Raw genomic sequence first — 21782 nt, 5'->3', positions numbered from 1 at the left:
CCCGGGTCGGTCAGCCCTGGGGCACGTACGAGGCGGCGAGCTCGGGCGGGAGCGTCTCGCCGGGGCGCTGGACCATGGCCACCCTGAACATCCCGAGGTCCATGTGGTAGAGGATGTGGCAGTGGAAGGCCCACGGCCCGAGCGCGTCGACCTCGACCAAGAGCGAGACCCGCTCGGCGGGCTTGACGACGATGGTGTGGACGCGCGGGATGTAGTCGCCCTGCCCGTTCTCGAGCTCCATCCACATGCCGTGGAGGTGCATCGGGTGGTTCATCATGGTGTCGTTGACCATGGTGAGCCGCAAGCGCTCGCCGAGGGTCATCGGGATGAGCGGCTCCTCGGCGTAGGTCTTCCCGTTGATCCCCCACATGTAGCGCTCCATGTTGCCGGTGAGGTGGAGCTCGATCTCGCGGTCGGGCGCCCGGCGGGGCTCGGGGTGGAGCGCCTTGAGGTCGGTGTAGACGAGCACGCGGCGGCCGTCGTCGCCCAGCCCGACGCCGGGCTCGTGGAGGCGCGAGCGCGTCTGCATGGGCGCCATCGCGTTGGCCTTGCCGTGATCGTCGGGCCCGTGCATCGTGGGCTCCGGGATCGTGCCTGGCGGGCGGAGGCCGGTGCGGTCGACGCCGGGCATCGCCATCTCGCCGCTGGCGGCGCCCATCGCCATGCCGGAGTGGTCCATGCCTTCCATCGAGGCGTCGGAGGCTGGCATGTCCATCGCGCCGTGGTCCATCCCGGCCATCGCGCCGCCCGAGGCCGCGCCGCCGGACATGTCCATGCTGCCGTGGTCCATTCCGTCCATGCCGCCCATCGCGCCGTGGTCCATCCCCATGTCCATCATGGTGAGCGACGGGCGCTCGCGGCGCTCGGGGACGGGCGCCGTCATGCCGACGCGCGGCGCCAGCGTGCCGCGCGCGTAGCCGGAGCGGTCCATGGCCTCGGCGAAGACGGTGTAGGCCCGGTCGCCGGGCTCGACGACGACGTCGTAGGTCTCGGCGATCCCCATCCGGATCTCGTCGGTCTCGACGGGCTGGACGTGCTGGCCGTTGACCTGGACGACGGTCATGGGGAGGCCGGGGATGCGGACGTCGTAGAACGTCAGCGCGCTCGCGTTGACGAACCGGAGCCGAACGCGCTCGCCGGGGCGGAACAGCCCGCTCCAGCCCGGGTCGGGGGCCTGCCCGTTCATCAGGAAGGTGTACGTCGCGCCGGTGATGTCGGAGATGTCGGTCGGGTCCATCCGCATCCGCTCCCACGCGAGGTAGCTCGACGGGCTGACGTCGCCGCTCAGGACGTCGCCGAGCGTGTTCCGCTGGTAGTTGTAGTAGTTCGCCCGGTTCTTGAGGTTGTCGAGCACGTCGTGGGGGTCCTCGAACGTCCAGTCCGACAAGACCACGATCAGCTCGCGGTCGAAGGCGTACGGCTCCGGCCCGGCCGGGTCGATCACCAGCGCGCCGTAGTGGCCGAGCTGCTCCTGGAAGGCGGAGTGGCTGTGGTACCAGTAGGTCCCGTACTGGCGGATGGGGTACCGGTACTCGAACGTCGACCGTGCCGCGATGCCGGGGAAGTTGACGTGGGGGACGCCGTCCTGGTCGTTGGGGAGGATGAGCCCGTGCCAGTGGACCGACGTCATCTCGTCGAGACGGTTGTGGACGCGGATGACGGCCTCGTCGCCCTCGGTGAACCGGAGGAGCGGGCCCGGCACGCCGCCGTTGATGGTGACGGCCGTCCCGCGCTCGCCGCCGAACAAGAGGGGGGTCCGGTCGATCGTCAGGTCGTACTCGACGAGGCCGGGGCGCCGGACCGTGGGCGCCAAGCCCTCGACGCGGGCGGGGCCGAGGGTGAGCGCCGAGCGCGCCCAGGCCGGGGTCATCGCGCTCAGGCCCGCGAGGGCGCCGAGGGCGGAGGCGTTGCGGATAAAGAGTCGGCGGTCCATTAGGATGGGGCGTGGGTCGTGGGTCTCTAACGGGGCGTGCGTGCGGAAGTGCGGCCCCACACCTTAAAAGACGCTAAGGCCGCACGCGAAGAGGGCGCGAAGCGACGCCGCGCCCCCCCCGTCACTGGTCGTGGTCCATCTGGTCATGGTCCATCTGGCCGTGGTCCATGGGGGCCTCGCCGTCCATTGTGTGGTCCCCGTCCATCATCATGCCGTCCTCCATCGTGTGCTCGCCCTCGGGGTGGTCCTCGGCGGCCTCCGGGCGCTCGCTCGGCGGCACCGGCGGGGCTGGGGCGGGCCGGGCCGGCTCAACCTGGGGGACCCCGAGCGGGTCGCCGGGGTCGAGGGAGCCGTCCTCCAAGGCGCCGTCCTCGGCGGAGAGATCGTCGTCGACGGAGAGCTCGTCCTCAACGGCGGCCCCCGGGGGCGCGTCGGGGACGGCGGGGGGGTCCTCGGAGGCACACGCGGCGAGGGCGAGGGGGAGAGCGAGGAGCAGGGAGACGCGCATGGACGTGGGCGGCGGGGCGCCGCGGGGTGTAGGGGTGTAGGGGGGCGCTACTCGACGGGGGTCGCCGAGAGCGCGAGGACGCGGGCCGTGCCCGCGCCGTCGAGACGGAGCCCGACGCGGCCGGGCGGGGCGGCCGGGCCGTGGGGGTGCGTGAGCTGCTCGCCGCCGAGGTAGCCCCGGAAGTGGGTGCCCACGGCGTACGCCTTGAGCTCGGCCGGGCCGTCGAGCGGGGCCGCCCCCTCGTCCATGGTCGTCTCGCGGCCGTCTTCGACGCGCCCCTGGCGGAGCATGACCTCGCCGGAGGCGGGCTTGTCGAGCGCGAGGAAGTCGTAGTTCCGGGCGTCGCGGACGTGGTGGACGAGCATGGCCGTGCCCGTGAACCCGGAGAGGTCGAGCGTGGCCTCGGCCACCACGTCCCCGACGGGGCCGCCGGTCGCCACGAACGCCGGGCGGCCCGGCGCGGCCGTGAGCGTGGCCCCGTCGGGCGGGGCGCCGGAGAGGACGTCGAGGGCGGGGAGGCCCGCTGGGGCGTCGGCGCCCGGGCTGTCCGCTACCGAGTCGTCCATGACCATGCCCGAGTGGTCGCCCATCCCGCCCCCGCCGGGAGCGTCGGCTTGGGCGGCCGCCACGGCCACGCCGTACTGGTACACCATCTGCCCGCCGCGCTCGGCCGTCTGCTGGACGAGGAACAGCCCGACGAGCCCGAGCGCCGCCAGCGGGGCGTGGACGGCGAGCCGACCCGGCTCCCGGCCCCGCCCGTCGAGCCACAGGGCCGCGACGCGGACGGCGGCGTAGAGCCCGGCGAACCACACGAGGTAGAGGGCCCAGTCGGCGTGGGCGTTGAGCGTGGTGAGCGCCTGGGCCGGGAGGTCGACCTCGTCCGAGGCGTCGCGGCCAGTGAGGAACCCGGCCGCGGCCCCGAGCGCGCCGAGCGCGTAGAGCCCGACGGCCGAGGCCCGGACCCACGGGTACGTCCGCCGGACGACGAGGGCGACCGCGTCCACAAGCGCAGCCACGACGAGGAGCGCGATGGGGAAGTGGACGACGAGCGGGTGGACGTTGGGGAGCCAGTCGGGAAGCATCAGCGGGGGAGGCGGAGGGTGGCGTCGAGGACCCGGACGGCGGGCGGCGCGAGCGCACGCCCGACGGCGGCGATGGCGGCGACGAGGGCGGCGAAGTAGAGCGCGACGGCGATGGCCATGGGGGCAGAGTGGTGGCGTGCCCATGAAACGGGGCGCCGGCTGAGGTAGGGCTGAGCGGGACCTGAAAAGGCGTTAAGGTGCCCGCCCCCACCGCGATCCGTGAGTATCCCGTGCCTGACCCGTTCCCCTCCCCCGACGCCCCCATGTGGGTCCTCCTCATCGAAGACGAGGCGCGCCTCGCCGACTCCGTCCGCCGCGGGCTCGAGGAGGAGGGGTACCGCGTCGACGTGGCCGGCGACGCCGAGGTCGGCGAGCGGCTCGCCCTGGAGAACGCCTACGACGCGTTCGTCGTCGACTGGCGGCTCCCCCGAGGCGACGGCAAGACGATCGTCGAGCGGGTCCGGGCCGCGGGCAAGGACCAGCCGGTCCTGATGCTGACGGCGCTCTCGGACGTGGAGCACCGCGTGGCCGGGCTCGACGCCGGCGCCGACGACTACCTCCCCAAGCCGTTCGCCTTCGAGGAGCTCGTGGCCCGGCTCCGTGCGCTCCTCCGGCGGCCCCCGCTCTCGGACCAGAAACGGACCGTCGCCGTCGGCCCCCTCGTGCTCGACGGCGAGCGACGGAGGGTGACGATGGCCGGGCCGCTCCGCGAGGCCGTCCTCAACCTCCGCCCCAAGGAGCACGCCATGCTCGAGGTCCTCATGCGGAGCGCCGACGCGGCCCTCTCGCGGACGGTCCTCGCGGAGCGGGTCTGGGGCGACCCGCTCTTCGTGACCGACAACGCGCTCGACGTGACGGTCAGCGGGCTCCGCCAGCGGCTCGCCGACGCCGAGAGGGAGTCGGGGGCCTCGGGCGCTCCGTCGATCGAGACGATCCGGGGCGTGGGCTACCGGCTCGCCCCCGCCGACGGCGCCCCGGGCGCGGAGTGAGCGCCGACGAGCGTTCGTCCCCCATGAGCCCGCTCCCCCCCCTCCCGATCTCGGCCCGGCTCGCGCTGTGGTACGCGCTCACGCTGCTCCTGCTGCTCAGCGCGTTCGCCGTGTTCTGCTACGTCGGGTTCCACGCCGCCGCGCACCGCTCGTTCGACCGGCACCTCGACCACGAACTCGAGGCCGTCGTCCCCCTCCTGGCCGTCGGCGAGGGCGGCGTCGACGCGGGCGCGCTCGCCTCGACGGCGGCCGTCGCGACGCGGCTAGACGGGCCGAACGCGACGTTCGTCCGCGTGCTGACGCCCGACGGCGACGTGGCCTTCGCCTCCCAGAACGTGCGCGGGCGGCCCCCACTCGGCGTCGCGCTCCCCGAGGGCGGCGACGCGCTCCGGGCGAGCCGGGAGTGGGCGGGCGAGCCGCTCCGGTCGCTCGTCGAGCCGCTCCGGGCGCCGTCCGGCGCGCTCGCGGGCTACGTCGAGGTCTCGGGCGTCGAGTGGAGCCGGCACCGCGAGCTCCGCGACCTCGGCCGGACGCTGGCGCTCGGCGTGGCGCTCGGCGTGTTGTTCGCGCTGGGGGCCGGGTGGTGGCTCGCGCGTCGGGCGCTCCGCCCGGTCGCCGTGCTGACTGACGCGGCCGGGCGGCTCGCGGCCGACGGCGGCCGACTCGGCGGGCGGCTCCCGTCAGACTTCGAGACGCGCGACGAGCTGACGGACCTGGCCGAGACGTTCAACGGGCTCCTCGCCCGCCTCGAAGCGTCGGTCGCGAGGGAACGGCGGTTCACCGCGAACGCGGCCCACGAGCTCCTGACGCCGCTCGCGACGCTCCGGAGCGAGGCCGAGGTCGCGCTCCGCCGAGAGCGCGAGCCCGAGGCCTACCGCGAGACGCTGGGCCGGGTCGTCGAGGACGTGGCCGAGATGACGGGGACGGTCCAGGGCCTCCTCCACCTCGCCCGGGCCGAGTCGCTCGAGAAGACGCCCGACGCCCGGCTCGACCTCGGCGCGCTCGTCCGCCAGCGTGCCGGGCGGCTCCGGCCCGAGGCCGCCGCGCGCGGGCTCGCGCTCGACGTGTCGGCCGAACCCGACGTCCGGCTCGCGGCCGAGGCCGGGCCGCTCGCCGAGGTCGTCGACAACCTGGTGGGGAACGCGGTGAAGTACACGCCCCCGGGCGGGCGGGTCTCGGTCCGGCTGGGGCACGTCGACGGGTCGGCGCGGCTGGAGGTCGAGGACACGGGCGCCGGGTTCGACGAGGCGACGTGCGAGCGGCTGTTCGACCGGTTCTTCCGGGCCGACACGCCGGAGGTCCAGGCCGAGCCGGGGAGCGGGCTCGGCCTCGCCATCGTCAAGGCCATCGTCGAGGGGTACAGCGGGGAGGTCGGGTGCGCGAGCCCGGGCCCCGGCCTTGGCGCGACGTTCTGGGTCCTCCTCCCCTGCCTGCACGGGTCGGACTGACCGGCGCTGGCCCGTCTCGCCCCGACCGCCCACCGGCGAGCCGGTGCGTCCCGCGCGGGAGCCCGGGCGCGCGGCGTCGGGCGCCCGGAGGGGGGGGCGCATCGTGAGGGCTGGGGATGGAGCGCGCGGGCCAGGCCACTGACGGGTCGCTAACGGGCCGCCGGGGACGCCGCCGGGGACGCCGCCGGGGACGCCGCCGGGGACGCCGCCCAGGACCCGCGCTCGGGAAAACCATGATCCAAGTCAACCTGAGCGCATTTTCAGGTTGAGGACGAGACGCGACAGGAATGGGCTCAGTAGCTATGGGCCTCCCCTCTCCACTCCCCCATGACTGCGACGACTTGGTACTGGATCGGCACGGCGGCGATGGCGCTCGGCTCCGTGCTCTTCGGGGTCGGCGCGGCGAAGGCCGATCACCGGCCCCGCGAGATCCTCTACACGCTGAACTTCTTCATCTGCCTGGTCGCCTTCGCCCTCTACCTCACGATGGCGATGGGGTACGGCGCCTACGTCTCGGCCGACGGGACGCGGACGACGTGGGTCCGCTACGCGACGTGGTTCCTGACGACGCCGCTGCTGCTCCTCGACCTCACGCTCGTCGCGTCGAGCCGGAACGTGCTGGCGGCCCAGCTCATCGGGGCCAACGCCTTCATGATCGGGACCGGGTTCATCGCGACCGTGCTCCCCGAGGACGCGACGGCCATCACGTGGTACCTCGTCTCGTGCGGGGCCTACCTCGCCATCGCCTACATGCTCCTCGGGCCGTACCGGCGGAGCGCCGTCGCGGCCCACCCCCAGTCGGCGGGCGCGTTCCGGCGGCTGGTGGGCGTCCACGTGTTCCTGTGGACGATGTACCCGCTCGTCTGGATCCTCAGCCCCGAGGGGCTCGACGTGGTCGGCGACGCCTGGGAGGCCGGGCTGTTCACGGTCCTCGACGTCGTCGCGAAGGTCGGGTTCGGGTTCCTGGCGCTGAGCACGCTCTCGACCGTGATGCGGAACCGTGAGTTCTTGGGCGACGAGGCCGTCCCGGAGCGGACGACGGTCCCGCGCCGCCCCCTCGCCTGACGTCCGCCCCGATGTGTGCCCGTCTACACGCTGCCCCTCGCGCGAGCGCCGCGCTCGCCCCCCCTCTTGCCGCCCGCTGGCGGGGGTCCGTGGCGGCCCTGCTGCTCGCCGCCCTGGCGCTCTCCCCCCAATCCGCCGCCCAAGACGACGGGTGCGGCGGGCTGCTCTGCACGCCCTCGGTCACGTTCGAGCCGAGCGTGGCGGCGGGCAACGCCTTCGGCGGGCCTCGCGTGCGCGACCTCGCGACGGGCGAGGTCCGCGAGCTGGACCCCGACGCCCAGGTGCTCCTGGTCGCCACCGTCGCCGTGCCGACGCGGCTGCCCCGGACGTCGCTCGGGCTCCAGGTTCTCTGGACGCCGTTCGCCGACACCGACTCGAACCCGTTCACGGGGTACAGCGCGGAGTCGCTCGGCGAGGGCGCCGTGGCTGCGAACGCCCCGCTGGTCGAGGTCTCCCTCGACCTCGCGCTCGTGGAGCGGGCACAGCTCGGCGGCTGGGCCGCCGTGGGCCTCGGCGTGGTCGACCAGTTCGGCCCGGCCGCCCGGCCCGACGACGACGGCACCTACGTCCAGCGGTTCAACCTCGAGCTCGCCGCGACGGGCTACCCGCTCGCGGGCCTGCCGGAGGGGCGGCCGGGGGCCTCCTTCCTCCGCGACGTCGGCGTGTACGTCCTGCTGGACTACCTGACGGGTCTCCCGGACGCGGGCGACGAGGTCCGCCGCGGCGGCCGGCTCTACCTCGACGACGCGAGCCCGTGGTCCGTCATCGGCGGCGTCGTCATCCCCCTCGCCCCGAACCTCTAGTCCCATGCATCCCGAAACCGCCGAGGGCTGGGTCCTCGACATCGCCTGCCTCCGGAAGTACCCGCGCGACGAGTACGCCGAGCGCGCCCGCGCGCACACGACGGCGTGCTCTCAGATGGGCCACTGCCTCGAGAGCGGCTACGCGCTCGTCGACGCTGACGGCCGGGTGACGCTCTTGGACCCCAAGGCCACGGCCCCCGTGCTCGACGCGCTCCGCCGCTCGGACCGCGAGGCGGGCGTGTGGCTCCGCGTCCGCCGCGAGCCCGACGACGGCGCGCTGGCGACGGTCGAGGTCACCGAGTCCCCCTCCCCTCTTTCCTCCGCCTCCGATGCCTAGACCCGACTCTCGCCGTTCGTTCCTCAAGTCCATGGGCGTGCTCGGCGCCGGGGCCGCCGTGGCGGTCGTGCCCGCCGAGGCCGCGCCCCGGCCCAAGCGCCGTGCGCGGGGCGGCGCGCTCGGCGAGGACCAGGCCTACGTGTTCCTGACCGAGCCCGAGGCCGCCTTCGTCGAGGCCGCGGTCGCGCGGCTCATCCCGGCCGACGAGCTCGGGCCGGGCGCGAAGGAGGCCGGCGTGGCCTACTTCATCGACGGCCAGCTCGACGGGGCCTACGGGGCGTTCGCCAAGAACTACGGCCAGGGGCCGTGGGCCGACGGCACGCCCGAGCAGGGCTACCAGCTCCGGCTGACGCCGCGCGAGGTGTACCGCCTCTCGATGCGCGAGATCGACGACTACTGGGTCCGGCGGACCGGCCTCCCGTTCGCCGAGATCGGCCCCGTGCTCCAGGACGAGTTCCTCCGCGACCTCGAAGCCGGGGACGTCCACCTCGCCGGCGTGCCCGACGCCGTGCTGGCGCGGTTCTGGGAGCTGCTCCACGCGAACACCATCGAGGGCTACTTCGCCGACCCGGCCTACGGCGGCAACGCCGACATGGCGGCTTGGAAAATGATCGGCTTCCCCGGTGTCGTGGGCGAGTACGAGGGCATCATCGAGGACTACGGCGTCGACCACGCGCCCGGCCCGACGAGCCTGGCCCAGGTGCAGCAGGGCGAGGTGAGCATGGGCCACGGGCACGACCACGGCGGCGGGCCGAAGGGGATGGCGACGGTCACGCCCCAGCCCCGCGGCGACGGTCACGGGGACGATGGCGATGGCCACGGCGGCTCGGACGACGGCCACTCCCACGACGGCGGCCACTGACCGTCGCCCCCCTCTTTCACACTTCAGACCTCCCCTCTCATGGCCCACCGACTCCCCCCCGTCGACGCCGTCACTGTCGGCGTCGGCTGGACGGGCGGCATCCTGGCCCACCAGCTCGCCGAGGCGGGCCTCACGGTCGTCGGCCTGGAGCGCGGCGGCTACCGCGCGACGAAGCCCGACTTCCAGCCGCCCCACGTCCACGACGAGCTGCGGTACGCGGTCCGCTACGAGCTCATGCAGGACCTCTCGCGCGAGACGCTGACGTTCCGGAACAACCGGAGCCAGCGGGCGCTCCCGATGCGGACGCTGGGCTCGTTCCTGCTCGGCGAGGGGCTGGGCGGCGCGGGCGTGCACTGGAACGGGCAGACGTGGCGGTTCCTGCCGTACACGTTCGAGGCGCGGAGCCGGGCCGTCGCGCGCTACGGCGAGGGCATCCTGCCCCGGGACAACACGATCCAGGACTGGGGCGTGACCTACGACGAGCTCGCGCCGTTCTACGACCGGTTCGAGCGGACGTGCGGCGTCGGCGGCGTGGCGGGCAACCTGGGCGGCGCGGTCCAGCCGGGCGGCAACCCCTTCGAGGGGCCGCGCGGGCCGTACCCGAACCCGCCGATGAAGACGAGCTACGCGCAGCACCTGTACAAGGAGGCGGCCGAAGGGATGGGACTGCACCCGTTCCCCGGGCCGTCGGCCAACTCGACGACGGAGTACACGAACCCCGACGGGATGCAGCTCGGCGCGTGCCACTACTGCGGGTACTGCGAGCGGTTCGGGTGCGAGATCTACGCCAAGGCGAGCCCGCAGGCGACCGTCATCCCAGCGGCCCTGAAGACGGGCAACTTCGAGCTGAGGACGGGCGCCCACGTGACGCGCGTGCTCATGAGCCCGGACGGGACGCGCGCGACGGGCGTGCTCTACGTGGACGCTCAGGGCCGCGAGGTCGAGCAGCCGGCCGAGATGGTGCTCCTGACGGCGTACGGGCTCCACAACGCGCGGCTGATGATGCTCTCGGGGATCGGCGAGACCTACGACCCGGCGACCGGCCGGGGCACCGTCGGCCGGAACTACGCCTACCAGGCGGTCACGAGCGCGACGGTCTTTTTCGACGACAAGGACCTCAACACGTTCGCCGGCGCGGGCGCGATGGGGACGGTCGTGGACGACTTCAACGGCGACAACTTCGACCACACCGGCCTGGGGTTCGTCGACGGCGCCTCGCTGGGCCTCTACATCACCGGCCACCGGCCGATCAACACGCACCCGATCCCGGACGGGACGCCGTCGTGGGGGCCGGAGTGGAAGCGGGCCGTCGCGAAGTACTTCAACCGGGCGGCGACGATCGTGAGCCAGGGGGCGGTGATGAGCTACCGCGGCAATTATCTCGACCTCGACCCGACGTACCGCGACGCCTATGGGCAGCCGCTCTTGCGGATGACGTTCGACTGGGGCGGGAATGAGCGCCGGATGACGGAGTACCTCACCGACCGGGCGGCCGAGATCGCCCGCGCCATGGACCCAACGCACGTCAAGGTGAGCCGGCTCTCGGACCACTACAGCATCGTGCCCTACCAGACGACGCACAACACGGGCGGCACCGTCATGGGGACCGACCCCGAGACGAGCGTGGTCAACCCGGACCTGCAGGTGTGGGGCGTCGACAACGTGTTCGTGATGGGCGCGGGCGTCTTCCCCCAGAACGCGGGCTACAACCCGACGGGGACGGTCGGCGCGCTGGCCTACCGGGCGGCCGACGCCATCGTGAACCGCTACGTGCCCTCGCCGGGGCCGCTCCACTAACCACGGCCGACCGGCCCCACCGCCCATGCCCCCTCCCGACCCCGCCGACGCCGTCCGCGACCACTACGACCGGATCTCCGTCTTCTACCGGACCTTCTGGGGCGACCACATCCACCACGGGTACTGGGAGGAGGGCGAGGACGTACCGGCCCGGACGGCCCAGGAGCGGCTCGTGGCCCTGCTGGCGGAGCGGGCTGGCGTGCCGGAGGGCGCCCGCGTGCTCGACGTGGGGTGCGGCGTGGGCGGGTCGGCCCGGTGGCTCGCCGCCCACCTGGAGTGCCGCGTCGACGGGATCACGCTGAGCCCCGTCCAGGTGGACATGGCGACGTCGGGAGCCCAGGCGGAGGGGGTCGGCGACCGGGTCCGGTTCCAGGTCCACGACGCCCGTGACCTCGACGCGCTGGGCACCGACTACGACGTCGTATGGACGGTCGAGTGCACCGAGCACCTCGAGGACAAGGCCACCTTCGTCGAGGCCGCCGCGCGGCGGCTCCGCCCCGGTGGGGCCCTCGCGCTCTGCGCCTGGCTCCGGGGCGACGGCGGGGTCGCCGACGGGACCGCCGAGGGAGCCGCTAGCGGGGGCGGCCTCGACGCCGAGGGCGAGGCGCTCGTGGCGTCGGTGTGCGAGGGGATGCTGTGCCCCTCGCTCGCGACGGCGGCAGAGTACGAGGGGTGGATGCGGGCGGCCGGATTCGGAGACCTCCGGACGTGGGACCTCACGCCGCGCGTGGCCCGGACGTGGGACCTCTGCGCCGCGATCGCTCGGCGTCCCGAGGTCCGCGCGATTCTCGCGGTGAGCGACGGGCGTGCCCGGCGGTTCGTCGGGGCGTTCCCGGCCATGCAGCGGGCCTACGCCGACGGCGCCATGCGCTACGGGATGCTCGTCGGGCACCTCTCGTGACCGGGGCTCTGGTCGCCGTCGGAGGCGGGGCGCTCGTCGCGTTCGCGCTCGTCGACGCGCTCTGGACGACGGTGGCCCCGCGCGGGGCCGGGCCGGTCGCGGGCCGGGTCGGGCGCGGCGTCTACGCGCTGGCGAAGGCGCTCGGAGGCGGACGCGCGCCGGGGTGGACGGGTCCGGCCACGCTCGTCGCCGCGTTCCTGTGGTGGACGGGCGCGCTGTGGCTCGGGTGGTGGCTCGTGTTCTCGGCCGACCCCGCCTCTGTCGTGGACCCGAAGACGAACGCGCCCGCCGACGCGCTCTCGCGCGCCTACGCCGTCGGGACGTACCTCTGGACGCTCGGGCTCGGGGCGCTCTGGGCGCCCGGTTCCGGCGGCTGGGGCGTCATCGCGAGCGCCGTCGCGCTCAACGGCTTCGCCGTCGTCACGCTCGTCGTGACCTACGTGCTCCAGGTGGTCGGGGCCGTCACGGGCGCGCGCCAGCTCGCGGGCGTCGTGGACGGGCTGGGCGCGACGCCGCACGAGGTCGTCGCGCGGGCGTGGACGGGGTCCGGCTTCGACGGGCTGGGCCAGCACCTCGCGAACCTCACGCCGATGGTGGAGGCGCACGGGCGGCGACACGAGGCGTACCCGGCCCTCCACTTTTTCGGGAGCCGCGAGCGGCGGACGTCGGCGCCGGTGATGCTGGCCGTGCTCGACGAGGCGCTCCTGCTGCTGGCGGAGGGCGTGACGCCCGCGGCCCGGATGGCGCCCGCCGAGGTCGAGCCGCTCCGGCGCGTGCTGGGCGACTACCTCGACACGCTGAGCGCGTCGTTCGTGGACGAGGCGGACGGCGCGCCCGAGGCCCCGTCGCTCGCGCCGCTGGCGGCGGCGGGCGTGCCGACCGTGGAGGACGAGGCGTTCCGCCAAGCGGCCGAGGCGGAGGGGGCCAGGCGGCGGTGCCTGCTCGGGCTGGTGCGGGACGCGGGGCGGGAGTGGAACGCCGTAGACCACCCCTAGCGGCCCGGGTACGCCCTCGCGCACGGCACGAGGTTCCAGGACGCGTCGCCAGCCCCTGTCGGCGTCGCAATCGTAACCCCTCGGCGTCGCGGTCGGCGAGCCGACGGGCCGCCGCGTTCTGGTCCGGCTGGGCGTCGGCGGGCACGTAGCCCACGAGGCAGCCCGGTGCCCCCTCGCGCCCCACCGTGACGACGGCGAGGTCCGACCGGCGCTCGGCCGCCGTCCCGCCCGTCCCCTCGACCTCGTACCGGACGATGGCGGGGAATGGCCGCCCGTCGCGGAGACGCCACTCGACCGTCTTCCGACCGACTTGAACCCAGCGGGCGTGTCCCACGAGCCGTTCGGGACGCCCGCGTCGACGTCGGTGCGGAGGTCGCCTTCGGAGACGAAGAGCGCGACGCCGCCGTAGCCGGGGCACCGCTGCTCCGTCGTCCCGGCCTCGACCTCCGCCTCGCGGAGCGTCTCGCAGTTCTCGGTCTGGGTGTACGCGCTTGGACGTCGGCACGAGACGCGGCCGTCCCGCTGGCGACACCCGTCTGCGCGTCGGCACAGCGGACGAGCGCCGACGCGCCCGCGTAGGCCGACTCGATGCGGAGCCCGTCGGCCGTCCGCTCGATCCGGTACGAGGTCGGCTCCGGGACGACCTCGACGGCCCCCTCCGTCTGGTACAGCGTCGTCTCGACCTGGTAGCCCCCGTCGTGCGCCGAGACCTCATCGACGACCGCGAAGCCGTAGAAGAAGTCGAGCGTGTCCGTCCGGACGGTCAGTCGGCCGGAGGTCATCCCCTGCGCGCAGGCGTCGGCGTCGGCGTCGTAGGTGCCGAGGAGCGCGGCGGGCAGCCCGTCGCCGGTCGTAGCCGCCTCGGGCGGGTCGGCGTCCGGCCCGCTGGCGGTTGGAGAACGACCCGACTCCCCGCACGCGGCGAGCCCGATGAGAGCGAGGGCGAGGGCTGGGACCCGGGGGAGGCGCGTGATGGGCAAGGCAGGCACGGGCTAGTCGACTCGGAGGGTGACAGCGCGACGGGCTGGAGTCAAGGCCGCCGCCGCGTCCGCCAAGGTCTCCACGGCGACCTCGATCCGGTCTCCCCGGCCGCTCGACTCGCCGCCTGAGACTCGGTCTACGACGAGGACCCGCGTGCGCACGGAGGTCCCGTACGGCCGGTACACGGCCTCGCCGACCTCGACGTCGGCCCGGAGACGGAAGGGGTTTCGGTCGACGGCCCCGAAGAACGCCCGGTGCGTCGGCTTCCCCCGCCGCACGCCCGCGCTCAAGACGGCCACGAGCCGCCCGCCCTCGTCGAGCCTCCGGAGTGCCTGGAGCACGTGGTCCGTCCCGACCGTCGGGACGCGGCGGTGGCCGAGCCGCCCGGCCGTCTGGGAGAAGGGTGGATTCATCAGGAGCACGTCCGCTCTGACCCCGGGGGGGAGGATGGCGTCGAGGTGGTCGGCGTTCTCGCGCGTGAGGGTCCGGCTCGGGTCCTGACCGGCCTCCGCGAGGAGCGATGCCAGGAGGTCCGCCCTGCGACCACACAGTTCGTTGGCATGAACCGAGGCGCCCGCCGCGAGTGCGAACGCGCAGAGCGCGCCGGTCCCAGCTGAGGGCTCGATCACACGGTCCCCCTCCCCCACTCCACTCACCCACGCGCACAGCGCGGCGTAGGCGGCGGGCGTCGAGAACTGCTGGTAGTCGTTCTGCGCCGTCGTCCGGCGCGTCTGGCTCGGCAGGAGGCCCGAGAGTCGTTCGACCTCAGCGAGCGCGGCGGCGGGGTCGTCCCCGAGCGGGAGCCTGAGCCGGAGCAGGTGGAGGTGGAGCCCGAACTCGGCGGCGTCGTAGGCGTCGCGGGGCGAGAAGGCGCCCTCGGAGAGCGTCCCGCCGAAGGCGTCGGCCGCCAGCGCGAAGAGGTCAGCGGGCGTTGTCGAGCGGGACGAAGCGAGCGCGGACTCGACGAGACGGGCGAGCCGTTCGGGGCGGGGCGCGCCGAGAGCTGTGGGAACGTCGGGCTCTGGTCGGTCGAAGAGGGTCATGAGTTCGTCAGGGTGAGTGGGAACGGCGCTCCCCCCTGTGCGCCCGTTCCCACGCAGACCGGACGCCTCTCCTCCTGGCCTTTCGCTGGCCTGCGTGCCCCAGCGTCCGAGGCTCTACAGGCCCTCTCGCCGCGCCCCCCTCCCCGCCCGACCGGAAACACTCGGGGCGTACTTGCTCGCAGCAGCGGGCACGCCAGGGGCCTACACGGGCACCTCCCCCCTTCGATGACCGCCCCCGCATCCAGTCTCGACCTGACGGCCCGCTTGTACGACTTCCTGTGAGTGCTCAGGCACTTGTTAAAGTGCCTGAGCACTATTGAAAAGTGCCTGAGCACTAGTACCTTTGCACTCCCCTCCCCCCGGCCCCATGAAGACGATCGCGTTCACGAACCAGAAGGGCGGCGTCGGAAAGACGACCTCCGCCGTCACCATCGCCGCCGTCGCGGCCGAGCGCGGGGCGTCCGTCCTCGTCGTCGACCTCGACTCGCAGGGGTCGGCCACCGAGCTGTTCCTGGGGAGCGATCCCCCGAGCCCCGGGCTCAGCGACGTCCTCTCCGGCGAGGCCCGGTGGGCCGACGTCGTCCGGACCGGCCGGGAGCCCGGCGCCCTCGGACCGGGCTCGGGCCGCGTCGACGTGCTGGCGGCGACGGAGGGGCTCACGCTCTTCGAGGAGTCCATCGCCGAGACCGGCGACCTCTGGGCCGTCGGGACGCTCGTCAGCGGCGTCCGGAAGGCCGACCGCTACGACCTCTGCGTGGTCGACTGCCCCCCGGCCATCGGCCGGCTGAGCCTCAACGCGGTCGCGGGCGCCGACCTCATCGTGGCGCCCGTCACGCTCTCGTCGCTCTCGATGCGCGGGGTCGTCCGGCTCCGCCGGATGGTCGACGCCGTCGAGGGCGCGCTCGGCGAGGTCCCCCGCGTGCTCTACCTCCCGTGCGCCGTCGACGCCCGGTACTCGGAGACGGCGGAGTTCCTCGGCGTGCTCCACGAGGCGTTCGGGGAGTACCCCGAGGGCGCCGTCCTCCCCCCCGTCCGCACAAGCTCGGCCGCGAGCCGGTCGTACGCCCGCGCGCTCACGGCCGTCGAGTACCGCCCGGACGGCCGACTCGCCGAGGACTACCGAGCGGTACTCGACGCGCTCGTCCAGCGCGGCTCCCTCGCCCTCCCGGTCCAGGCCACAGCGTAGCCCCCTCCCCCATTTCCAGCAGCACCGAATCATGGCTGACGACGAACGCAAGATCGACTTCCTGGGGATGCTCACGCAGCCCCGCCGCCCGACCACGACGCCGGAGCGGACGGACCGCTCGCCCCCCCCGGCCAGCCGGGCAACGCCGACCGAGCCCGCCCCGGCCCCAGCGAAGCGCGCTGCCGCCAAGAAGCCCTCGAAGGGCGGCACCAAAGGCTCCAGTTCGAAAGGAAAGAAGGCCACGCCTAACCGAGGCAACTACCTCGGAAACGGGCTCTACCTGCACAAGGGAGGCGAGAAGCGGAAGATGACCTCGTACATCGATCCCGCCATCCACAAGGAGGTGAAGGTGGCCGGGGCGAGCGGCGACGACTCACGCGGCTCGGACATGAGCGAGATCGTGGAGAACGCGCTTCGGGCGTTCGGCTTCGGCGGGGAGGCGTGAGCGGTCGGCTCGGGACGGTCGCGCGCGCGTCGCTGGGGCTGGGGGCCGTACTCCTCGCCGTCGCCATTGCGGCCCACGCCGTCGGCGTCCGGTTCAACTACACCGACAGCCTCCCCCGCGGGCTCTACCTCGCCTCCGACTTCGACCCGTCCGACGCCCGGACCGGCGTCCTCGTCGAGGCGTGCCCCGACCAAGAGGCCGCCGAAGCCGTCGCCGACTACCTCCCGAACGGGGCGTGCCCCGGCGGGGTCATCCCGCTCGGGAAGGAGATCGCGGGGCTCCCTGGAGACCGGGTCGTCGTAGACAGCGCGGGCGTCTCCGTCAGCGGCACTCGGCTCCCGAACAGCGCCCCCCTCTTCCGTGATCGCGCAGGCCGTCCGCTCGTCCCGCGTCTGGGAGAGCACGTCCTCGGTCCGGGCGAATACTGGCTCCACTCCAGCCGAGTCCGAACGTCGATCGATTCGCGGTACGTAGGACCCGTCTCCGACATCAGATCCAGGCTCCGCGCGCTCCTCGTAGAGGACTGATTCCACGGCCGGTACGTCCTCGGGCGGAGGAGCCATCGTCGGTCCACTGTGCACAATCGGTGAAGGAAATGCTCTGTCGGGCTTGACCCGAGCACCGGCGTATTACAAATTGAACCACGCGAATACGGCCCGCCCCGCCCCTACAGATGGCCCAGCAGCACGACACCCCAAGGCGCGACGAGGACTCGGCTACCCGGAGGGTCCCCCTCCTCCACGGCCGTAAGCGGACCGCCCCCGACGTCTACCAGAGACTCCGAGAGGTCGCCGACCGGGTCCACCGGCGGGAGCGCGTGTGCACCGTGGGGCCGACCGGGCTGGCGCACGAGGCGTACCTCCGGCTTCCCGACGAGGTCCGCGACGACCCCGACGCCCACATGGGCCGGGTCTACCGCGAGATGAACCACGTGGTCGTCGCCCGAGCCCGCGCGCGGAACCGGCAGAAGCGTTGGGGCTCCGCCGTCCGGGAGACGCTCGTGGAGGAGCGTCTGCCCTCGGACGTAGACGCCGACCCTGAGTCGGTCGTCCACGGCGCCATCGACCTCGGGGCGGTCCTCGACCGCCTGGGCCAAGTGTCGCCCCGGCTCCGGGAGGTGGTCCGGCTCCGCTTCGAGGTCGGGCTCACCGTCGGTCAAGTGTCGGCCACGCTCCGGGTCCCGCTCCGGACGGTCGAGCGGGACTTGACGAAGGCCCGCGGGCTCCTCGGGGTCCTCCTCCGGCCGGACACCCCTCTCGACTGAACGACGCGGCCCGCCGCCCCCGTTTCGGGCGTTGGAGACGGCGTCCCGATCCCTAGACGAGGGCTATGAGCGACGACGACGAGACGCCCCCCGTCTCACGAGGTGACGGCTCCTCCACCGACGCGGCTTCTTGGCTCGCGGAGCACTGGGAGGACGTAGAGCAGTCCTTCGACGATGTGTTCGCACTCCCCGAGGAGGAGCGCCGTTCGGCCATCGGACGGATGCCGCCCGGTCCCGTTCGCCGGGGAGTCGAGGACCTCTTCGAGGCGGCCGACTGGGGACAGACGGGGGACCGATCGGTAGGGGGACAAGGTGCGGGCGACTATAAAGTGAGTGCCCAGGCACTTTCAAACCATAGTGCCCAGGCACTCGACCCGAACGAAGCTCGCTCTTCTGACGATTTCGCTGCCCGCCCGTCTCCCCGAACGTCCGGCGACCTCATAGGAACACAGGCCGGATGCTACGTGGTCCGGCGCAAAGTGGGGGAGGGCGGGATGGGGGCCGTGTACCTCGCCGACGATCCGAGGACGGGTCAGCGAGCGGCCGTCAAGGTGCTGACCTCGACGGCCCCCAACGCACGCGCGAGGTTCGCGAGGGAGCAGCGCCAGCTCGCGGCGCTCAGACACGAGTCGATCCCCAAGCTCCTCGGCTCCGGAGCGACGGAGGACGGGCGGCCGTTCTTCGCGATGGAGTACGTGCGCGGCGCCCCGATCACGGACTTCGCCAGGGCGCACTCGCTGAGTCCGACGGAGCGGCTCGGGGCCTTCGCGATCCTCTGCGACGCCGTCCGCCACGCCCACGCCAACCTCGTGGTCCACCGCGACATCAAACCGTCGAACGTCGTCGCATCGAGGGGGCCCGACGGCGAGTGCCGCGTCCACCTTCTCGACTTCGGCGTCGCGAAGCCCCTCGACGACCGCGATTTCGGGACCTCGTGGGGCAGGGGAGGGGACACGACCGGGCCGGGGTTCCGGCCGATGACGCCGGCCTACGCTGCCCCTGAGCAGGCCCTCCCTGCGGGAGCGGGGCGGGCCGCGGAGACGACGACGGCGACCGACGTGTTCGCCCTCGGCACCCTCCTCTACGAGCTCCTGACCGGCCGCCGGCCGCTCGACGGATGCGCCCCACCCTCGAGGGTGGTCGAGCTCGACTTGAGCCGCCAGGGGCGCTGGGCCATCGACGCCATCGTCGAGCGGGCCATCGACCCCGACCCGGATCAGCGGTACGGTTCGGCCGACGCCCTTCACGTCGACGTGCGCCGGGTGTCGAACGGGCGTCCTCCCGCCGGGGTCGGTGTCAGCTTCACCCGTCGCGCCGCGTGGTTCGCCGCCCGGCACCGCGGAGGGCTCGTCGCGGCGTCGGCCTGCGTGCTCGCTGTGGTGCTCGCCTTCGCCGCCGCCGAGCAGCGCTGGCGGGCCTCGACCGGAGGCGCTGAGGCGAGCGCCGGTCAACTCGCGCTCGTCGTCGAGGACGTGATCCGGTCGGCGCCCACCGAGGCCCGCGCGGGGCGGGCCTTCCTCGTCCGGGCCGCCGAGATCGTCGAGGGCGGCGTCAGCCAACCGACCGTCGGCGCCGACCTCTCCCTCACGCTCGCCGAGCAGCTGTCCGAGCGGGGAGACCTCGACGAGGCGCTCCGTCTCTACAGCCGAGCGGTCCTCCTCCGCGCGGCGAGCGGCCCGGACCACCCCACCGTCATCGCAGCGCTCCGGGGTCAAGCCCGGTGTGCGGCCGGGTTCGCCGGGCGCGAGATCGCCGGGACCCCGACCTCGGACGGTCTCCGGCGAGCCACCGAACTCGCCGTAGAGGCTCGCGCCCTGGCGGTCTCTCGTTACGGCGAAGGCAGCGCAGTTGCCGCGTCCATCGACACCGACCTCGCGCTCTACAGCGTGTACGCGGGGGAACTAGAAGGGGCGCTCGACCTATCGCGACGTGCGAGCGCCGTGTTCGACCGGCTTGGCCTGGACCCCGAGGCCGAACGGGGGGGAGGAGGCCTTGCCGGGGTCGGGAGTACTACCGATGCGTTCCCACTCATGAAGAGCACAGTGGGCCTCGGCTTGTTGGCGGCTCGAGCCGGGACGGTCGCTGCGCTGGCGCTCACCGCACAGGGCAAGCACGACGAGGCTGCCGAACGAGCACGGAGCGCGACCGCGGCGCTCCGTGCTCTCGGCCGGCCGAACGGACCCGTGGAGACGACCGAGGCTTGGGCCGAAGGCGTTGCCCTCGGGCTCCACGTCGAAGCCCTCGCCCTCCGGCGGGCGGGTGCCCGTTCCGAGGCGCTGGAGGTCACGGGCCGGGCCGTTCGGGTCTTGTCAAACCAGTTCGGCGAGGGCGACCGCCGGTCCGTTCGTGCTCGGACGCATGACGCCGTTCTCACGGCGAACAGGGGACCGCAGGCCGCCGCCGTCTTCTCTGACGTGGTCGCTGACGCGGAGGCCACGGGAGACCCGGCCATCCTCGCGTACGCGCTCACGGAACAAGGCCGAACGCTCTACCAGTGGGGGAGCAACGCCGCTGCTGCGGTTCCGCTCCGGCGGGCGGTCGCCATGAGGCCGGAGGACGCGGGGCCGGGGACCGCGGCGGTGGCGCGAGCGGCTCTCGCCGAGATCGCGCTCGAGTCCAGCGACGTCGCCCGTGCGCTCGAACTCAGCGAGGCCGGTCTTCAGATCGCTCGCGACCATTTGCCATTGTTTGGACCGTACTTCGACGCTCTCTTGACGGCCGCTTCTGTGCACGCCGAGGCCCTGGTTGCCGACGGGCGCGGGAACGAGGCCGTAGTCGTCCTGAAGTCCGCCGTGTGGGGCACGAGATCGGAGGGGGGCAGAGCGTACGAGCGCGTCGAGCGTCTGCTGGGGACACTGGAGGGCCAATAGAACCGAGGCTCATATTTAAGTGCCTGGGCACTTACTATTGTAGTGCCCAGGCACTTGAAGGTCGGCCATGGTGGACGCCACCAGTCAGGCGGGGAGGGGGGGAGGGGGACGTCCGAAAAACTGCGGAGGAGGGTGGCGGGATCGGAGGCGGTCCGGCACCTACCGGGATGAGCACTCTGCCGCAAGGCGCTCAGACCGACTTCCTATGACCTCGCTCGCCGCAACGTCGTCCGGCCAGGACCTCTCGAAGGAGTCCCGCTACCGTGGGCTCATGGAGCGGTACCTCGGCCCCGAGGTGGTCGCCACGTTCGCCGACGACGACGTCACCGAGGTCTACGTCAACGCGGGCGACGGCGTGCTCCGAGCCGACACGCACTCGCGCGGCAAGGTCTGCCTCGGGGCCGCCGTCCGCGGCGACCAAGTCGAGCAGTTCCTGGGCACCGTCGCGGCCTACCGGGGAGACACGCTCGGTCCGACGACGCCCTCGGTCCAGGCCGAGCTCCCGGCCGAGACGTTCGGGGGCGCCCGGCTCCAGGGGTTCGTCCCGCCGCTCGTCCCCCGCGCCTGCTTCGTCATCCGCAAGCCCGCCCGGCGCGTGTTCACGCTCGCGAGCTACGTCGAGCACGGGACGATGACGTCCGCCCAGTGCCAGGCGATCAAGGACGCCGTCCGCGACCACGAGAACGTCCTCGTCTGCGGCGGGACCGGCTCTGGCAAGACGACGCTGTGCAACGCGGTCCTGCTAGAGATGAGCGAGCAGTACCCCCGAGAGCGGGTCGTCGTCCTCGAGGACACGGCCGAGCTCCAATGCCGGGCCGACGACCACCTCGCCCTTCGGACGGTGCCAGGGACCGGCACCGGCGAGGGCGTCTCGCTCTCGGACCTCGTCCGGTTCACGCTCCGCTGCACGCCGGACCGGATCGTCGTCGGCGAGGTCCGCGACGGGGCCGCGCTCCACCTCCTCGACGCCTGGGCCACGGGCCACCCCGGCGGGTGCGCGACGGTCCACGCGACCGACGCCCAGGGCGCGCTCCGACGCCTCGACCGCCTGGCGCAGCGGGCGGGCGTGCCCTCTCAGCGCGCGCTCGTGGCCGAGGCCGTCGGAGTCGTCGTCGTGATCGAGGGCGGGAACGAGGGCCGACGTGTCCGCGAGCTCGTCCGGGTGGACGGGTACCGCGACGGGGCCTACGCGCTCCACCCCATCTGACACCGGGGACGCCCACTCGGGCACGGGGCCGACGGCGGCCCCTGCCCGACCAACCCACACGCTGGG

At 73.3% G+C, this 21782-nt stretch carries 19 protein-coding genes; 15 read left to right on the top strand and 4 right to left on the bottom strand.

Annotated elements, in window-relative coordinates; all coding sequences use genetic code 11:
• Positions 1-10: 10 nt before the first annotated feature.
• From BSZ37_RS20715 to BSZ37_RS20705, 3 genes are all read right to left on the bottom strand, one after another.
• Positions 11-1933, bottom strand: coding sequence for a copper resistance system multicopper oxidase (locus BSZ37_RS20715; RefSeq protein ID WP_095512588.1), 1923 nt, complete (start codon positions 1931-1933; stop codon positions 11-13).
• Between the two features lie 121 nt (positions 1934-2054).
• The gene (locus BSZ37_RS20710) at positions 2055-2441 is read right to left on the bottom strand and encodes a hypothetical protein (protein WP_095512587.1); all 387 of its coding nucleotides are present in this window, start codon (positions 2439-2441) and stop codon (positions 2055-2057) included.
• Between the two features lie 47 nt (positions 2442-2488).
• Positions 2489-3523, bottom strand: a complete 1035-nt coding sequence (locus BSZ37_RS20705) for a DUF2231 domain-containing protein (protein WP_095512586.1) — start codon at positions 3521-3523, stop codon at positions 2489-2491.
• Between the two features lie 230 nt (positions 3524-3753).
• Here BSZ37_RS20705 and BSZ37_RS20700 point away from each other — a divergent pair, with 230 nt between their 5' ends.
• The 9 genes from BSZ37_RS20700 to BSZ37_RS20660 all read left to right on the top strand — a co-directional run bounded on the left by BSZ37_RS20700 (position 3754) and on the right by BSZ37_RS20660 (position 12720).
• Positions 3754-4512 carry a response regulator transcription factor gene (locus tag BSZ37_RS20700; RefSeq protein WP_218830610.1) on the top strand — a complete coding sequence of 253 codons (759 nt, stop codon included), beginning with the start codon at positions 3754-3756 and terminating at the stop codon, positions 4510-4512.
• A gap of 23 nt (positions 4513-4535) precedes the next feature.
• The gene (locus BSZ37_RS20695; RefSeq protein ID WP_095512584.1) at positions 4536-5960 is read left to right on the top strand and encodes a sensor histidine kinase; all 1425 of its coding nucleotides are present in this window, start codon (positions 4536-4538) and stop codon (positions 5958-5960) included.
• Between the two features lie 327 nt (positions 5961-6287).
• The gene (locus BSZ37_RS20690; protein WP_095512583.1) at positions 6288-7025 is read left to right on the top strand and encodes a bacteriorhodopsin; all 738 of its coding nucleotides are present in this window, start codon (positions 6288-6290) and stop codon (positions 7023-7025) included.
• A gap of 89 nt (positions 7026-7114) precedes the next feature.
• Positions 7115-7828: a hypothetical protein gene (locus BSZ37_RS20685; protein ID WP_095512582.1), complete on the top strand. Its 714-nt coding sequence runs from the start codon at positions 7115-7117 to the stop codon at positions 7826-7828.
• A 4-nt stretch (positions 7829-7832) separates the two neighbouring features.
• Entirely contained in the window at positions 7833-8165 is a 333-nt protein-coding gene (locus BSZ37_RS20680; RefSeq protein ID WP_095512581.1) for a hypothetical protein, read from the top strand.
• On the top strand, positions 8158-9027 hold the full coding sequence (locus BSZ37_RS20675; RefSeq protein WP_218830609.1) for a gluconate 2-dehydrogenase subunit 3 family protein: 870 nt from the start codon (positions 8158-8160) through the stop codon (positions 9025-9027). Before BSZ37_RS20680 ends, BSZ37_RS20675 begins: the two co-directional genes overlap by 8 nt.
• A gap of 39 nt (positions 9028-9066) precedes the next feature.
• On the top strand, positions 9067-10824 hold the full coding sequence (locus BSZ37_RS20670; RefSeq protein WP_095512579.1) for a GMC family oxidoreductase: 1758 nt from the start codon (positions 9067-9069) through the stop codon (positions 10822-10824).
• Between the two features lie 25 nt (positions 10825-10849).
• Entirely contained in the window at positions 10850-11725 is an 876-nt protein-coding gene (locus BSZ37_RS20665) for a class I SAM-dependent methyltransferase (protein WP_095512578.1), read from the top strand.
• Complete coding sequence (locus BSZ37_RS20660; RefSeq protein ID WP_095512577.1) at positions 11722-12720, top strand: hypothetical protein; 999 nt, start codon at positions 11722-11724, stop codon at positions 12718-12720. Before BSZ37_RS20665 ends, BSZ37_RS20660 begins: the two co-directional genes overlap by 4 nt.
• A 992-nt stretch (positions 12721-13712) precedes the next feature.
• Here the strand turns inward: BSZ37_RS20660 and BSZ37_RS22250 are convergent.
• A complete protein-coding gene (locus BSZ37_RS22250; RefSeq protein ID WP_095512576.1) occupies positions 13713-14744 on the bottom strand; it encodes a class I SAM-dependent methyltransferase in 1032 nt (343 codons plus the stop codon).
• A gap of 367 nt (positions 14745-15111) precedes the next feature.
• Here BSZ37_RS22250 and BSZ37_RS20650 point away from each other — a divergent pair, with 367 nt between their 5' ends.
• The 6 genes from BSZ37_RS20650 to trbB all read left to right on the top strand — a co-directional run bounded on the left by BSZ37_RS20650 (position 15112) and on the right by trbB (position 21716).
• Positions 15112-15930, top strand: a complete 819-nt coding sequence (locus tag BSZ37_RS20650; RefSeq protein ID WP_095512575.1) for a ParA family protein — start codon at positions 15112-15114, stop codon at positions 15928-15930.
• 31 nt (positions 15931-15961) lie between these two features.
• Positions 15962-16375: a hypothetical protein gene (locus BSZ37_RS20645; protein ID WP_095512574.1), complete on the top strand. Its 414-nt coding sequence runs from the start codon at positions 15962-15964 to the stop codon at positions 16373-16375.
• Positions 16372-16902 carry a S26 family signal peptidase gene (locus BSZ37_RS20640; RefSeq protein ID WP_095512573.1) on the top strand — a complete coding sequence of 177 codons (531 nt, stop codon included), beginning with the start codon at positions 16372-16374 and terminating at the stop codon, positions 16900-16902. Before BSZ37_RS20645 ends, BSZ37_RS20640 begins: the two co-directional genes overlap by 4 nt.
• Positions 16903-17048: 146 nt before the next feature.
• Positions 17049-17639, top strand: a complete 591-nt coding sequence (locus BSZ37_RS20635; RefSeq protein WP_095512572.1) for an ECF-type sigma factor — start codon at positions 17049-17051, stop codon at positions 17637-17639.
• A gap of 464 nt (positions 17640-18103) precedes the next feature.
• A complete protein-coding gene (locus BSZ37_RS20630) occupies positions 18104-20509 on the top strand; it encodes a serine/threonine-protein kinase (RefSeq protein WP_179299805.1) in 2406 nt (801 codons plus the stop codon).
• Between the two features lie 205 nt (positions 20510-20714).
• Positions 20715-21716 carry a P-type conjugative transfer ATPase TrbB gene (gene trbB / locus BSZ37_RS20625; RefSeq protein WP_179299804.1) on the top strand — a complete coding sequence of 334 codons (1002 nt, stop codon included), beginning with the start codon at positions 20715-20717 and terminating at the stop codon, positions 21714-21716.
• Positions 21717-21782: the final 66 nt, after the last annotated feature.

The organism is Rubrivirga marina (assembly GCF_002283365.1).
GTDB classification, from domain to species: Bacteria; Bacteroidota; Rhodothermia; order Rhodothermales; family Rubricoccaceae; genus Rubrivirga; species Rubrivirga marina.
This window is presented reverse-complemented; position numbering and strand designations above follow the sequence as displayed.

Coding starts and splice junctions, on each gene's coding strand:
- BSZ37_RS20690 (WP_095512583.1), top strand. CDS start 6,288: ATGACTGCGACGACTTGGTACTGGATCGGCACGGCGGCGATGGCGCTC.
- BSZ37_RS20710 (WP_095512587.1), bottom strand. CDS start 2,441: ATGCGCGTCTCCCTGCTCCTCGCTCTCCCCCTCGCCCTCGCCGCGTGT.
- BSZ37_RS20705 (WP_095512586.1), bottom strand. CDS start 3,523: ATGCTTCCCGACTGGCTCCCCAACGTCCACCCGCTCGTCGTCCACTTC.
- BSZ37_RS20650 (WP_095512575.1), top strand. CDS start 15,112: ATGAAGACGATCGCGTTCACGAACCAGAAGGGCGGCGTCGGAAAGACG.
- BSZ37_RS20695 (WP_095512584.1), top strand. CDS start 4,536: ATGAGCCCGCTCCCCCCCCTCCCGATCTCGGCCCGGCTCGCGCTGTGG.
- BSZ37_RS20645 (WP_095512574.1), top strand. CDS start 15,962: ATGGCTGACGACGAACGCAAGATCGACTTCCTGGGGATGCTCACGCAG.
- BSZ37_RS20680 (WP_095512581.1), top strand. CDS start 7,833: ATGCATCCCGAAACCGCCGAGGGCTGGGTCCTCGACATCGCCTGCCTC.
- BSZ37_RS20635 (WP_095512572.1), top strand. CDS start 17,049: ATGGCCCAGCAGCACGACACCCCAAGGCGCGACGAGGACTCGGCTACC.
- BSZ37_RS20665 (WP_095512578.1), top strand. CDS start 10,850: ATGCCCCCTCCCGACCCCGCCGACGCCGTCCGCGACCACTACGACCGG.
- BSZ37_RS20675 (WP_218830609.1), top strand. CDS start 8,158: ATGCCTAGACCCGACTCTCGCCGTTCGTTCCTCAAGTCCATGGGCGTG.
- BSZ37_RS22250 (WP_095512576.1), bottom strand. CDS start 14,744: ATGACCCTCTTCGACCGACCAGAGCCCGACGTTCCCACAGCTCTCGGC.
- trbB (WP_179299804.1), top strand. CDS start 20,715: ATGACCTCGCTCGCCGCAACGTCGTCCGGCCAGGACCTCTCGAAGGAG.
- BSZ37_RS20670 (WP_095512579.1), top strand. CDS start 9,067: ATGGCCCACCGACTCCCCCCCGTCGACGCCGTCACTGTCGGCGTCGGC.
- BSZ37_RS20715 (WP_095512588.1), bottom strand. CDS start 1,933: ATGGACCGCCGACTCTTTATCCGCAACGCCTCCGCCCTCGGCGCCCTC.